We start from the raw sequence: 13,520 nt of genomic DNA, 5'->3' as shown, positions 1-13,520 counted from the left end.
GGATTTGCGGGCACGCAAACGAAAAGGGCGGCCGCTCGCGCGACCGCCCTTCTTGCAGCTTTTCAGACGGAGCCGATCAGGCGGCTTCGTCGAAATCCTCGTCGCTCATCACCGGGCCCGAGTCCTGACCCTTGGCGGAGACATCACGATCGACGAACTCGATGATCGCCATCGGCGACGCGTCCGAGGCGCGGATGCCGGCCTTGATGATGCGGGTGTAGCCGCCGTTGCGATCGGCGTAGCGCGCTGCCAGCACGTCGAACAGCTTCACCAGCTGGGCGTCGTCCATCAGCCGCGCATGCGCGAGACGACGGTTGGACAGGCCACCCTTCTTGGCGAGGGTGATCAGCTTCTCCACGTACGGGCGAAGCTCCTTCGCCTTGGCGACGGTGGTGGTGATCTGCTCATGCTTGATGAGCGCTGCGCTCATGTTGCGGAACAGAGCAATACGGTGAGCCGAGGTACGCTGCAGCTTACGACCGCCTACGCGATGGCGCATAATTCAATCCTTTCGTTCGTCAGAGGGCCGTTTCAGGTACCCCGAGCCAGGCTGCATTACGGCTGCAGCCCCCTGCCGTCCTCCGTCGAGGAAGCGCGCCCTGAACCCGATTTCACCCGAAGAGTCAAGATCGGCCGTGCTCGGCGCCGAGTTTCCCCTGGCCAAAGCCCAGCCCAAGTGCGACCACGGCGCCGCCCGCAATGTTGCCGACCGTACTCAGGGCAAGATTATACGCGATCCCCGCACCGCCGACCGCATCGCCCGACTGAACCAGCCATCCGATCGGCAGCAGCGACTGATTGGCGATCGAATGTTCGAAACCGGCTGCCACGAACAACGTCACCGGTCCGACGATCGCCAAAACCTTGGACGACACCGACGTCGCGGTCATCGCGCCCCACACGGCCAGGCACACCAACATGTTCGCCAGCATGCCGGAGAGAAGCAGCGCGCCCGCTCCCTTGCCGACCTTCTCGGTCGCGACTCGCACCGCCGCCGCCGCGACGCCGCCGTCGACACCCTCGGCGCCACCCGCAGCGACGAACGCCGCCGCCAGCGCGGCGCTGCCGAGCAGATTGCCGATCCAAACCACCGTCCAGGCGACGATCATTCGGCCTGCAGACAGGCGCCCCTCGGCCGCAGGCAGCACGAACATCGTGTTGCCGGTAAACAGTTCGGCGCCGGTGACCATCACCAGCATCAGGCCCACGGAAAAGGCCAGGCCGGATAGCAGTTGCCCCGCGCCGGAAGGGGCGCCGGGACCGGCCTGGACGATAAGGTACCCGATCGAACCGAAGCCAATCAGCGCCCCGGCCAACATGGCGAGCACGAGCATCCGCGGGTAGGAGCGATCCACCTTCGCCGCCAAGGCGTCCGGCGCGCCGGCTGCGATTTCCTTGGGCGTCGGGTCTTCACCAGCGTCGGCCATGCCGCTCTCCTTGCTGCAGCCCCGGCGCGCACCTTCCGCCACGCCTACCCCACCGAACGCCGACGCCGCGGGTTTCGATCCGCCCCGGGGCCACGCCGTTGGCCGGCAACGCAAAAGGGCCGCCCCGGTGGGACGGCCCTTCGCAACCTTGTCACTCCGCAGGATGGGCTCAGCCCATGATCTCCTGCTCGAGCTTCTTGGCCATTTCCTCGATATTCTCGGGCGGCCAGCCCGGGATTTCCATGCCCAGGCGCAGGCCCATGCTGGAGAGGACTTCCTTGATCTCGTTGAGCGACTTGCGGCCGAAGTTCGGCGTGCGCAGCATCTCGGCTTCGGTCTTCTGAACCAGGTCGCCGATATAGATGATGTTGTCGTTCTTGAGGCAGTTGGCCGAGCGGACCGAAAGCTCCAGCTCGTCGACCTTCTTGAGCAGATAGCGGTTGATCTGCGCGGCATCGCCCGCGCCACCTTCCGCCGGCGCCGCCGCCGGGACCATGCCGACCGGTGCCGCACGGGTGACCGACGAGTCGTCGAAGTGGACGAACAGCGCCAGCTGGTCCTGAAGAATGCGAGCCGCATAGGCGAGCGCATCGTCCGGGGTCACCGTGCCGTCAGTTTCCACCGTCAGGGTGAGCTTGTCGTAATCGAGCTCCTGGCCGACGCGGGTGTTCTCGACCTTGTACGAAACCTGGCGGACCGGGCTGAACAGCGCATCGACCGGGATCAGGCCGATCGGCGCATCGGCCGGGCGGTTCGCGGTTGCGGGCACATAGCCCTTACCCACGTCCGCGGTCAGTTCCATGTTCAGCGTCGCACCGTCGTCGAGATGGCAGATCACCAGCTCGGGGTTCATCACTTCGATGTCGCCCGAAACCGCGATGTCGCCTGCCTTCACTTCGGCGGGGCCGGTAGCCGACAGCTGGAGACGCTTCGGGCCTTCGCCCTGCATCTTGAGCGCGATCTGCTTGACGTTGAGGACGATGTCGGTCACGTCCTCGCGCACCCCGGCGAGCGACGAGAATTCGTGCAGCACATTCTCGATCTTGATCGAGGTGACCGCCGCGCCCTGCAGCGACGACAGCAGCACGCGACGCAGCGCGTTGCCGAGCGTGAGGCCGAAGCCACGCTCCAGCGGCTCGGCAACGAACGTCGCCTTCCGCTTGGGATCGCCACCGGGCTTCTTCTCGAGGCCGTTGGGCTTCTTGAGTTCCTGCCAGTTCTTAGCGTTGACCGACACGGGCTTTCCTCATGTTGGGCGGGGAAGAGGCATCCCCCGCCAGGTATTTACTGCAAGACCGCAGACCCGCCTCAGGGCCTGCGGCACAAGCAGGACGTATCAGACGCGACGGCGCTTGGAGGGCCGTACGCCGTTATGGGGGATCGCCGTCACGTCGCGGATCGAGGTGATCTGGAAGCCGACCGCCTGCAGCGCGCGCAGCGCCGACTCGCGGCCCGAACCCGGACCCTTCACTTCGACCTCAAGGGTACGAACGCCGTGCTCGGCGGCCTTGCGGCCTGCGTCTTCAGCGGCGACCTGCGCGGCGTACGGGGTCGACTTGCGCGAGCCCTTGAAGCCCATCATGCCGGCCGACGACCAGCTGATCGCATTGCCCTGCGCATCGGTGATGGTGATCATGGTGTTGTTGAAGCTGGCGTTCACATGCGCGACGCCGGCGGTGATGTTCTTGCGCTCGCGACGGCGAATGCGCTGCGGTTCACGTGCCATTTTGGAATTCCTGACCTAGAAGCTCTGACCTGGAGGCGCGGGGCCTCGGGAGGAAATAATCGCGGAGTGCGCGATTACTTCTTCTTGCCGGCGATCGGCTTGGCCTTGCCCTTGCGGGTGCGCGCATTGGTGTGCGTGCGCTGGCCACGAACCGGCAGGCCCTTGCGGTGACGCAGGCCACGATAGCAGGCCAGGTCCATCAGGCGCTTGATGTTCATCGCCACCTGGCGACGAAGATCGCCTTCCACGGTGTAGCCGGCGTCGATCGCTTCGCGGATCTGCAGCACTTCCTGATCGCTCAGGTCCTGCACGCGGCGCTCCGGTGCGATGTTCAGCTTTTCGGTGAGCTCCTTGGCCTTGGTCGCGCCAATGCCGTGGATATACTGCAGCGCGATAACGACGCGCTTGTTGGTCGGGATGTTAACACCCGCAATACGTGCCATGAAATTTATTCTCCCAGCTCCACGGAGTGCTGCATGGCAGCGGGCACCCCATCTCGTAGCGTTGCTTCCGAAATGCAGCGGCACGACGCACGCGATGGAGCGCCGCCGTATCCACCTATTCCGGAAGTTGCGCGAGATACGGGTCCGCAGGCGAACTGTCAAGCGCCGCGGGGCCGGAAAATGCTGAACCTTCTCTATATAGCAAGGTTCCCGGCCCGCCAAGCGCGGCGCGCGCTGCGGAGGTGAAGCGCGTCCCGTTTCGGATAGCGGGAGCGGCGCTGCGGTCGGGGAGCCGCCCATCTCCCGCAGCGACCAGGGCGACGGCAGACGCCATCGGATAGCGCCGCCGTTGCAACCCGCCGCCATCCCGAAGCGGCAACCCATTCCTGTGCGCTAGAGGAATGAACCGGAAGATCAGCGCCAATGGATCCCCGCCTTCGCGCGAACGACGACAATTTTGGATGGAGAACCGCCGAGCCGCACAGCTGGCCACCGCATGAAGTTTAGGAAGTTTAGGTCTGCACGCGTTTCCGCAGGCTCGCCCACGCGCCGGCGAAGGAGGTGTGAAGTTTAGGAAGTTTAGGCTCGTGCGCGTTTCCGCAAGCCCTGCCACGCACCGATGAATGAGGTGCTAAGTTTAGGAAGTTTAGGCTCGCGCGCGTTTCCGCAGGCTGGGCCAAGCGCCGGCGAAGAGATGCGAAGTTTAGGAAGTTTAGGCTTCCGGAGGATCGGGCATGCGCCCGCCCGTTGAAGCATCGGCCAAAGAGGCGAAGCGTGTCGCTTCGCAGGCAGGAGCATTGGCAAACGATATCAAAGAGCGGCCCCGGATAGCGAAGCGCCTGGTACATATAGAGAACACCACCGAGGCGCAAGATGGTGTCGTGCGTGCAGCCGTGCGGGTGATAATGGCCGCGCGTCCCCGGAGCTGGGCGGAGAGCGGACAGGCGACTTTCGGGATAGCGGCAGCTATAGCTGCCGTCCCAATAATGATGGTTTTCGGGCAGCGCCCTCACCTGAATCCCTGATCCTTCAGCAGAGCGGTCAGTTCCACGTCTGAGCAGCCCTCAAGGCTAAGCAACGCCTGATATGGATCACCATCAAGACCAAGCACGGCCGCAAATGCCGGCTCTGTCTTCATGCCATTGGTACGCCGCGCCATCACCGCAGCGTGGAAGATGTCGCCACCAAGCGCCAGCAGTCTTTGCTCCACAAGAAAATGCCGCCACCCATACTGTTCGGAGATGGGAGACGCTTGACCGAATAACTCGATGGTCCAGCCGGCGGCGACAAAACTGGCTACGACGGCCCGACCAAGGTTGATCTTCTGCCACATGCCGAACTTCGCGGACGTGCCAAAGGCGTTCCATACGGTGTAGGCGAACGCGTCCGCATCGGGGGCGAAGCAAACAACATCGATATCGCTCGTTGGAAGATCCAAACCCAATGGCGGCGTGCCGACAACATGGGGATTGAACGCAGCCAGCTTCGGCAGAACGCCCGTTCGTTCCAGTGCCTCCAGATAGTGCGGCCTTTCCATCGTAGCGTTTCTATGATGGGTTTGCGGGCGTGCAAAGGACGACACCGGCTGATGCGCGTCGCGCAAAGGGAGCAATTTTGGCATCGGTGCCCCGGCGGTCCGTCCAGAAGCCGTTCAACCCATTCGCTTGTCCAAAATATGCTCGATCGCTGTTTTCCGAACTAGAGCGTTTTCCGATCAATCTGGATCATATCCGCAGGAACTGAAGTAGTTGGCGCATTCGCTGGGCTGGAAGATGTCGACGAGCGCGCCGATGCGGTTCCACAGGCCGCTGACAGTGCGCTCGCCGGCTTTTCGCAGCATGGCCTTGAGGCGTGCAAAGGCCTTTTCGATCGGGTTGAAGTCAGGGCTGTAGGGCGGGAGGAAGCGCAGCGTTGCGCCTGCCGCCTCGATCCGATGCTGGACCGCCGGTCGCTTGTGGCTCGACAGATTGTCCATGATGACGATGTCGCCGGGGCGCAGTGTGGGCACAAGGACCTGCGCCACATAGGCTTCGAACCAGTCGCCGTTGATCGGGCCGTCGAGCACCATCGGCGCGACCATGCCGGTCATGCGCAGGCCGGCAACCAGCGTGGTGGTTTTGCGATGGCCATGCGGATATCCCATCCGCAGCCGCTCACCCCTGGCGCAGCGGCCATGGCTGCGGGTCATGTTGGTGGCGGTCCAGGTCTCGTCGATGAAGACCAGGTGTTCCGGTTCCAGATCGACCTGGCCGTCGAACCAGTCGCGGCGCTGTTTCAGGATGTCGGGCCGGTCTTGCTCGACAGCATGGCCAGTCTTTTTTTGCGCGTCATGCCTCGACGCGCGAAAAAGCGATGCAGCCCTGCGACGGAGACTGCCAGACCCTTCTTGGCTAAGGCTCGGCGAAGCTCTTCCAGCGAGATGTCCTTGCGGGCCTCCCACAGCGCGAGAATGTCAGCTGCCCGTTCCTCAACCCGACGCGAACGCATGTCTCCGCCTTGCGGCTTGGCGGCAACATTGCCCGTTTCCCGCCGCTGGGCGTGCCAGCGGATCGCGGTCGACGGCGCAACCCCAAACCGGGCGGCTGCAGCCCGACAGCTCAGCCCGCCGTCAATCACAGCCAGAAGACGAACCCGCAAATCCATCGACAAAGCATGACCCATCCATGCCGGACTCCTTCACCGGCATGCATTCTGAATCAGAAATCGCGTTCCTTGGGAATCCCTCACCGATTCAGTGCGGTCGAAATCCGCTCTAGCGCGCCGGAAAAGAGAGATCGGCACGGATCCCCCGCAATGATCGGCAGTTTTTAGGATCGCAGGTGCACGATCTGAACGCCCGCGACTGGGCGATGGCACATCGCCCGAGTGAATGCCCCCGAATCAAAAAGGGCGGGGTGTCCCCCGCCCTTTTCGTTATCCCTGCCCGTCGAGCACCGCGGCGATCTGCCGCGTCACTTCGTCGATATCGGCCATGCCGTCGACACGCCGGACCAGCCCCTTCTCTTCGTAGAAGGGCAGGATCGGCGCGGTCTTGGCGCGGTATTCCGCCATGCGGGTGCGCACCGTCTCGGCATTGTCGTCAGGGCGGCGCTTGAACTCGGTCGCGCCGCACACGTCGCACACGCCGTCCACCTGGGGCAGCTTGTACTTGTCATGATAGCCCTCGCCGCACTTGGCGCAGGTGAAGCGGCCCTCGACGCGATCGACCAGCGCCTCTTCGTTGACCAGCAGCTCGATCACATAATCGAGCTTGCGGCCGCGCTCGGCGAGCAGGTCGTCGAGCGACTCGGCCTGGGCGTACGTGCGCGGATAGCCGTCGAAGATCGCGCCCTGTTCGGTGTCGGCCATATCGAGCCGCTCGCCGATAATGCCCGAGACGATCTCGTCGGAGACGAGCTGCCCCGCTTCCATCACTTGCTTGGCCTTCAGGCCCGTCGGCGTGCCCGCCTTCACCGCCGCGCGCAGCATGTCGCCCGTGGACAGCTGCACCATGCCGCGCTCGGTCTCGAGCCGCTTCGCCTGGGTGCCCTTACCGGCCCCCGGCGGGCCCAACAGGATGATATTCAACAGATCCTCCCCTTACGACCGCGCGCTTAGCGCATCCGGCCCTTGAGCTTCGCCTTCTTGATCAGATCGCCATACTGGTGGGCCAGCAGGTGCGACTGGATCTGCGTCACCGTGTCCATGGTTACGTTGACAACGATCAGAAGGCTAGTGCCGCCCATCAGGAACGGGATGCTCATCGCGGAGAACGCCCATTCCGGCAGCAGGCAGATGATGGTCAGATAGGCCGCGCCGATCACGGTGATGCGCGTCAGCACGTAATCGAAGTACAGCTCGGTGTTCTTGCCGGGGCGGATGCCGGGCACGAAACCGCCATAGCGCTTCAGATTGTCGGCCGTCTCCTCGGGATTGAACACGACCGCGGTGTAGAAGAACGAGAAGAAGATGATGCCGGCGGCATAGAGCGACATGTAGATCGGCGAGCCATGGCGCAGCCAGATGTTCAGGTTCGCGATCAGATCGCCCCACCAGCTTTCGCCCGTGGTGGCCTGGCCGGCGAACTGGGTGATCGTGAGCGGCAGCAGCAGCAGCGACGAGGCGAAGATCGGCGGAATCACGCCGGCGGTGTTGAGCTTCAGCGGCAGGTGGCTGCGTTCGGCCTGCACCCCGCGCGCCGTCTGGCGCTTCGGATACTGGATCAGGATGCGACGCTGGGCGCGCTCCATGAAGCAGATGAACAGCACCAGCGCCGCGACGCAGACGATCACGAAGATCAGGCGCAGCGGATCGATCGAGCCCGAACGGCCGCTTTCGAACAGCTGGACGAGCGTGACCGGCAGGCGGGCGACAATGCCGGCCATGATGATCAGCGAAATGCCGTTGCCGATGCCGCGGCTGGTGATCTGCTCGCCGATCCACATCAGGAACATGGTGCCGCCGATCAGGCTGACCACGGCGGTGATGGTGAAGGCGATGCCGGGTTCGACGACCGGGCTGAGACCGTTAGCGGCGCCGGCAGCCTCGAGTCCCTGCACGAGGAAATAGCCCTGGACGGCGGTGAGCAACACGGTGCCGTAGCGGGTATACTGGTTCAGCCGCTTGCGGCCGCTTTCACCTTCCTTCTTGATCGCGGCGAGCTGCGGCGACAGCGAGGAGGCGAGCTGCACGACGATCGACGCGGTGATATAGGGCATCACGCCCATCGCCACGATCGACATGCGCGACAGCGCGCCGCCGGTGAAATTGTTGAAGAAATCGAGCACGCCGCCCTGTGTCTGCTGCGCGAGCAGGCCGAGCGCCGTCGGGTCGATTCCCGGCAGCGGCACATAGCTCAGCATGCGGAAGACGATCAGCGCGCCGAGGGTGAACCACAGGCGCTTCTTGAGGTCGGTGGCCTTGCTGAACTTCGCCAGATTGATGCTGGAGGCCAGCTGGTCGGCTGCGGATGCCATTTCGTATCTTCGTCCCGGATAAGTGACGGGCGCTCCCCCGCCCTGCGGAGTCGCATATAGGGGTTGTGCGCGGCTTGTCTAATGGCTGCGGGCGCCGAAAGAAACCGGGCGTTGCCCCTTCCCCGGTCATTCCGGCGAAAGCCGGAATCCATTGGGGTCTGCGTTTCGGCGCTTGCCGCGACGGAGCGGCGAATGGATCCCGGCTTTCGCCGGGATGACGGATCTGGGGGAAACAGCGTCGTTCACGACGCGCCCACCAGGCCCAGCACGAAGGAAGGCGGGGCCTTGGGAGCCCCGCCTTCGCATTTCGTCAGCCCTGCTTGGCGGCCTTGGCAGCGGCCTGTGCCGTGCGGTGCTTCGCCTTGGCCTTGTCGGCGGCCGGAACCACCTCGATCACGTTGACCGTGCCGCCGGCCTTCTCGATCGCCTCACGCGCCGAGGCGGACACGCCGGCGACGGTGAAGGTCAGCTTGGCGGTCAGTTCGCCCTTGCCGAGGATGCGGACGCCGTCCTTGCCGCCACGGGCCAGGTTCGCGGCCTTCAGCGCGGCGTGATCGATGTCGGTCGCGGTCAGCTTGCCGGCGTCGACGGCCTTCTGGATCGCGCCCAGATTCACCTCGGCATAGTCCTTGGCGAAGATGTTGTTGAAGCCGCGCTTCGGCAGACGCATGTGGAGCGGCATCTGACCGCCCTCGAAGCCGTTGATCGAGACGCCTTCGCGGCTCTTCTGACCCTTGACGCCGCGGCCGCCGGTCTTGCCCTTGCCGGAACCGATACCACGGCCCACGCGCATGCGGCGATGACGGGCGCCCTGGTTGTCGTTGAGTTCGTTCAGCTTCATGATGTGTGCACTCGCTTTCGCTTTGGTCGCGCGTTGATGGGAAGCGCGGGCTCATAGCGGCGTGCGGGGGGAATGTCGACTCTTGTTTGGGCCTCCTCGGCCGTCTCACAGCGATCGCCGCGCAGGCCCCAGCCGGTCAGTCGCGCGCAGGCCCCTGCAGCCCGGGCGGTGCACCCGCGGCGTCTGGATCCCGACCATGCCATCGGTCCAGCGAGCGCATGATCGGCGTTACCGTCAGACCGTGCAGCAGGATCGAAAAGAGTATGACGAGACCGACGACGCCCCAAAGCCGCCCAACATCGGCGACCTGCATGTGATTCAGGCCATAGGCGAGGTAGTAGATCGTTCCCACTCCCCGGATCCCGAAGAACGCCAGCGTCCACTTCTCCCCCGCATCGGCGGGATAGCCCAGCAGACCGATCCAGCCGCAGAGCGGCCGGATCACCAGCAGGATCACTGCTGCTACGGCGACATCGATCCAGGTCACTGCCGCCAGCAAGCCGCTCACCAACGCACCGCCGAATAGGATCAGCAGGATCATCATCACCAGCCGCTCCACCTGCTCGATGATGGTGTGCATCTCGTGATGCAGATCATGCTCCCGGTGCGCATGGCGGAAGGTGAGCGCGGTCACGAACACCGCCAGGAAGCCATAGACGTCGATCGCCTCGGTGAGACCGTAGGACACGAAGGTGGCGGACAGGGCGATCAGGCCGTCCCCGGTCCTCGCCAGCTTGGTCTCTGCCGGGATGTGGAAGGTGAGCCAGCCAAAGGCACGACCGACCAGCCAGCCCGCGATCACACCGCCCAGGATTTCCCAGGCCACCCGATAGGTGAGCCATTCCACAAGCCAAGGCCCCCCGGATGCGGCGGCTGCGGCGAGCATGATGGCCAAGTGGACGAACGGGAAGGCCGCACCATCGTTGAAGCCGGCCTCCGACGTCAGCCCGAAACGAACCTCGTCCTCCTCGCCGCTCCTCGGCGGCCCCACCTGGACGTCCGCTGCCAATACGGGGTCCGTCGGCGCGAGACTGGCCGCCAGCAGCAACGCGATCGCGATCGGCACGCCCAGCGCCCATCCCGCGAGCACGCCGATCGCAAGGATGCTGAGCGGCATCGTTATGCCGATCAGCCGCCAGGTGCAGGCCCAGCGCCGCAAGCCGAATAGACGATCAATCTTCAGTCCCGCGCCCATCAACGCGATGATCACGATCAGCTCGGTGAAGCGCTCGGTAATCTCGGGATAGCGCCACGGCAGCGGGCGCAACGTCACGCCCGGCAACAGGAAGATGCCCGCGCCAATGCCGATGCAGACGATCGGAAGCGACAACGGCAAGCGCCGCAGCGCCAAGGGCAGCCAAGCGACCAGCGCGATGAGCACGCCCAACCCCGTCAGCATCAGGATGTACGGGTCTGGAAGCAGAGCAGTAGCGTTCATCGCTGGATAAGCGATCGGAGTGGCGGATCGGTCCTCCGCTCCGACGATTTGCACGCCTGCCCCGCCACCGTCCCTCTCCCCCGGCACAACGAAAAAGGGCGGTGGTTGCCCACCGCCCTTTTCCAATGTCGCTGGTCCAGCGAGCCGAAGGCTCAGCCCTCGATCACTTCGACCATGTGCGGCAGCTTGCGGATCATGCCGCGGACCTCGGGGCTGTCCTCCAGCTCCGAAACCTTGTGCATCTTGTTGAGGCCAAGGCCGATCAGCGTGGCACGCTGATCCTTGGTGCGGCGGATCGGCGAGCCGATCTGCTTGATCTTGATCTTCGCCATGATCGTTTACTCCGTAACGGCCGCAGCGTCCGCCTCGGCGGTCTGCGAACCACCGCGGCCGAGCAGGTCGGCGATCTTCTTGCCACGGCGCTGCGCGACCGACTTCGGCGAAGTCTGCTCACCCAGTGCCTCGAACGTGGCGCGGATCATGTTGTACGGGTTGGACGTGCCGACCGACTTGGTCACCACATCGGCAACGCCGAGCGATTCGAAGATCGCGCGCATCGGGCCGCCGGCGATGATGCCGGTACCCTGCGGCGCCGAACGGACGGTCACGCGGCCTGCGCCGAAATGCCCGTTGCCGTCATGGTGCAGCGTGCGGCCTTCCTTCAGCGGAACGCGAACCATCGCCTTCTTGGCCGAAGCGGTCGCCTTCGAAATGGCTTCCGGCACTTCGCGCGCCTTGCCATGGCCGAAGCCGACACGGCCCTTGCCATCGCCCACCACGACGAGCGCGGCGAAACCGAAGCGCTTACCGCCCTTCACCGTCTTCGAGACGCGGTTGATGTGGACGAGCTTTTCGATCAGCTCTTCGCCGCCATCTTCCTGCGCGCCGCGACGATCGTCGCGACGACCACGGTTGCCGTCCCGGCCGCCACGGCCGCGGTTGTCACCGCCACCGGGGCCGCCACGGCCACGGCCGCCGCGCGGGCCACGGCCCTGCTGCTCGGGGGCCGCCTGGCCGGCGTCCTGCGCCTCGACCGGGGTATCGGTCGTGTTGATTTCATCGGCCATGTTTAGAACTCCAATCCGCTCTCACGCGCGGCATCCGCCAGCGCCTTGACGCGACCATGGTAGAGGAAGCCACCGCGGTCGAAGACGACCTGGGTGATGCCTGCAGCCTTGGCGGCCTCGGCAACGCGCTTGCCCACTTCCTGTGCCGCGGCGATCGTGGCGCCGGTCTGGCCACGCACGTCCTTCTCGAGCGTGGAGGCCGAGGCGACGGTGCGACCCTGGGTATCGTCGATCACCTGGGCATAGATGTGCTTGCCCGAGCGATGGATCGACAGACGAGGACGGCCACCGGCCCGCGCACGCAGCGCGGTACGGTTGCGACGACGACGCTTTTCGAAAAGCGAAAGACCCTTGGTGCTGATCACTTCTTCTTCCCTTCCTTGCGGAAGATGAATTCGCCATCGTACTTGATGCCCTTGCCCTTATAGGGCTCCGGCTTGCGCCAACGGCGGATTTCCGCGGCCACCTGGCCGACCTTCTGCTTGTCGATGCCCGAGATCTCGACCGTGGTCTGATCCGGCGTCTTGATCTCGATTCCCTCGGGAATGTCGAAATTGACGTCGTGCGAATAGCCGAGCTGCAGCTTCAGGACCTTGCCCTGCGACGCAGCGCGGTAGCCCACGCCGGTGATCAGCAGCTTCTTGGTGAAGCCGGTGGTCACGCCGGTGACGAGGTTCTGCACCAGGGTGCGCTGCATGCCCCAGAAGGCACGAGCGCGCTTGGTGTCGTTCGCCGGCTGCACCGAAATGCCGCCTTCGACCATCTCGTACTTGATGTCGTCGGCGAGCGGCATGGTCAGGGTGCCCTTGGGGCCCTTCACCGAGATCTGCCCGCCGTCGATGTTCGCGGTCACGCCCTGGGGGACGGGAACCGGCTTTTTGCCGATGCGGCTCATCAGAACACCTCCGCCAGCACTTCGCCGCCGACATTCTGTTCGCGCGCTTCCGCGTCGGACAGAACGCCGCGAGGCGTCGAGACGATCGTGATGCCGAGGCCATTGCGGATGCGCGGAAGTTCCTGCGCCCCCGAATAGATGCGGCGGCCGGGCTTCGAGATGCGCGCGACGTGCTTGATCGCCGGCTGACCCTCGAAATACTTCAGCTCGATGCGGATGCCGGCCGCGGGGCCCATCTGCTCTTCGCTGTAACCACGGATATAGCCCTCGCGCTGAAGCACGTCGAGGACGCGGGCACGCAGCTTCGACGCGGGCGTGAGGACGGAGTCCTTGCGCGCACGCTGGCCGTTGCGGATGCGGGTGAGCATATCACCCAGGGGATCGGTCACTGCCATCTTGCGTGTCCTTTACCAGCTCGACTTCGTGACACCCGGGATCAGGCCCTTGTTGGCCAGATCGCGCAGCATGACACGTGCGAGACGGAACTTGCGGTAATAAGCGCGGGGACGACCCGTCAGCTCACACCGGTTGCGAATGCGGGTCGGGTTCCCGTTGCGGGGAATCTCGGCCATCTTGAGCCGTGCGATGAGACGCTCGGTCTCATCCAGGCTTTCGTCGTTCGCAATCGCCTTCAGCTTCGCATACTTGCCGGCATACTTCTTCACCAGCTGCTTGCGACGCTCGTTCTTGTTGATCGAACTCAGTTTCGCCATGACTTAAGTTCTTCC

General features: G+C 64.5%; 17 protein-coding genes. All 17 read right to left on the bottom strand.

The window, feature by feature from the left end; translation table 11 throughout:
• Window positions 1–76 precede the first annotated feature (76 nt).
• Entirely contained in the window at window positions 77–499 is a 423-nt protein-coding gene (gene rplQ, locus ACNFJ7_RS16320; protein WP_019368405.1) for a 50S ribosomal protein L17, read from the bottom strand.
• 124 nt (window positions 500–623) lie between these two features.
• Complete coding sequence (locus tag ACNFJ7_RS16315; RefSeq protein WP_037513121.1) at window positions 624–1,427, bottom strand: formate/nitrite transporter family protein; 804 nt, start codon at window positions 1,425–1,427, stop codon at window positions 624–626.
• A gap of 169 nt (window positions 1,428–1,596) precedes the next feature.
• On the bottom strand, window positions 1,597–2,664 hold the full coding sequence (locus tag ACNFJ7_RS16310) for a DNA-directed RNA polymerase subunit alpha (protein ID WP_019368403.1): 1,068 nt from the start codon (window positions 2,662–2,664) through the stop codon (window positions 1,597–1,599).
• A gap of 99 nt (window positions 2,665–2,763) precedes the next feature.
• On the bottom strand, window positions 2,764–3,153 hold the full coding sequence (rpsK, locus tag ACNFJ7_RS16305) for a 30S ribosomal protein S11 (protein WP_019368402.1): 390 nt from the start codon (window positions 3,151–3,153) through the stop codon (window positions 2,764–2,766).
• A 74-nt stretch (window positions 3,154–3,227) separates the two neighbouring features.
• Window positions 3,228–3,596, bottom strand: coding sequence for a 30S ribosomal protein S13 (gene rpsM / locus ACNFJ7_RS16300; RefSeq protein WP_019368401.1), 369 nt, complete (start codon window positions 3,594–3,596; stop codon window positions 3,228–3,230).
• A gap of 1,009 nt (window positions 3,597–4,605) precedes the next feature.
• Window positions 4,606–5,133 carry a DUF4269 domain-containing protein gene (locus ACNFJ7_RS16295; RefSeq protein WP_019368400.1) on the bottom strand — a complete coding sequence of 176 codons (528 nt, stop codon included), beginning with the start codon at window positions 5,131–5,133 and terminating at the stop codon, window positions 4,606–4,608.
• Between the two features lie 177 nt (window positions 5,134–5,310).
• A protein-coding gene (locus tag ACNFJ7_RS16290; RefSeq protein WP_152997892.1) for an IS630 family transposase occupies window positions 5,311–6,257 on the bottom strand; the annotation gives its coding sequence in 2 pieces (ribosomal slippage) (window positions 5,311–5,921 and window positions 5,921–6,257; 948 coding nt in all).
• Between the two features lie 252 nt (window positions 6,258–6,509).
• Entirely contained in the window at window positions 6,510–7,163 is a 654-nt protein-coding gene (locus tag ACNFJ7_RS16285; RefSeq protein ID WP_019369693.1) for an adenylate kinase, read from the bottom strand.
• A 26-nt stretch (window positions 7,164–7,189) separates the two neighbouring features.
• On the bottom strand, window positions 7,190–8,551 hold the full coding sequence (gene secY, locus ACNFJ7_RS16280) for a preprotein translocase subunit SecY (RefSeq protein WP_019369692.1): 1,362 nt from the start codon (window positions 8,549–8,551) through the stop codon (window positions 7,190–7,192).
• Between the two features lie 310 nt (window positions 8,552–8,861).
• Window positions 8,862–9,392, bottom strand: coding sequence for a 50S ribosomal protein L15 (rplO, locus tag ACNFJ7_RS16275; protein WP_019369691.1), 531 nt, complete (start codon window positions 9,390–9,392; stop codon window positions 8,862–8,864).
• Between the two features lie 136 nt (window positions 9,393–9,528).
• Entirely contained in the window at window positions 9,529–10,830 is a 1,302-nt protein-coding gene (locus ACNFJ7_RS16270; protein ID WP_026009166.1) for a cation:proton antiporter, read from the bottom strand.
• A gap of 152 nt (window positions 10,831–10,982) precedes the next feature.
• Window positions 10,983–11,162 carry a 50S ribosomal protein L30 gene (gene rpmD / locus ACNFJ7_RS16265; protein WP_019369689.1) on the bottom strand — a complete coding sequence of 60 codons (180 nt, stop codon included), beginning with the start codon at window positions 11,160–11,162 and terminating at the stop codon, window positions 10,983–10,985.
• A gap of 6 nt (window positions 11,163–11,168) precedes the next feature.
• On the bottom strand, window positions 11,169–11,897 hold the full coding sequence (gene rpsE, locus ACNFJ7_RS16260; RefSeq protein WP_019369688.1) for a 30S ribosomal protein S5: 729 nt from the start codon (window positions 11,895–11,897) through the stop codon (window positions 11,169–11,171).
• A 2-nt stretch (window positions 11,898–11,899) separates the two neighbouring features.
• The gene (gene rplR, locus ACNFJ7_RS16255) at window positions 11,900–12,259 is read right to left on the bottom strand and encodes a 50S ribosomal protein L18 (RefSeq protein WP_026009165.1); all 360 of its coding nucleotides are present in this window, start codon (window positions 12,257–12,259) and stop codon (window positions 11,900–11,902) included.
• Window positions 12,259–12,792, bottom strand: coding sequence for a 50S ribosomal protein L6 (rplF, locus tag ACNFJ7_RS16250; RefSeq protein ID WP_019369686.1), 534 nt, complete (start codon window positions 12,790–12,792; stop codon window positions 12,259–12,261). Before rplF ends, rplR begins: the two co-directional genes overlap by 1 nt.
• Entirely contained in the window at window positions 12,792–13,187 is a 396-nt protein-coding gene (gene rpsH, locus ACNFJ7_RS16245) for a 30S ribosomal protein S8 (RefSeq protein ID WP_019369685.1), read from the bottom strand. The genes rplF and rpsH overlap by 1 nt, the downstream gene beginning before the upstream one ends.
• A gap of 12 nt (window positions 13,188–13,199) precedes the next feature.
• The gene (gene rpsN / locus ACNFJ7_RS16240) at window positions 13,200–13,505 is read right to left on the bottom strand and encodes a 30S ribosomal protein S14 (RefSeq protein ID WP_010545733.1); all 306 of its coding nucleotides are present in this window, start codon (window positions 13,503–13,505) and stop codon (window positions 13,200–13,202) included.
• Between the last annotated feature and the right edge of the window lie 15 nt (window positions 13,506–13,520).

It is taken from the genome of Sphingomonas sp. HT-1, assembly GCF_048568905.1.
In the GTDB taxonomy this organism is placed as follows: domain Bacteria; phylum Pseudomonadota; class Alphaproteobacteria; order Sphingomonadales; family Sphingomonadaceae; genus Sphingomonas.
The sequence above is the reverse complement of the archived record's forward strand: the minus strand, read 5'-3'. Positions and strand labels throughout refer to the sequence as shown.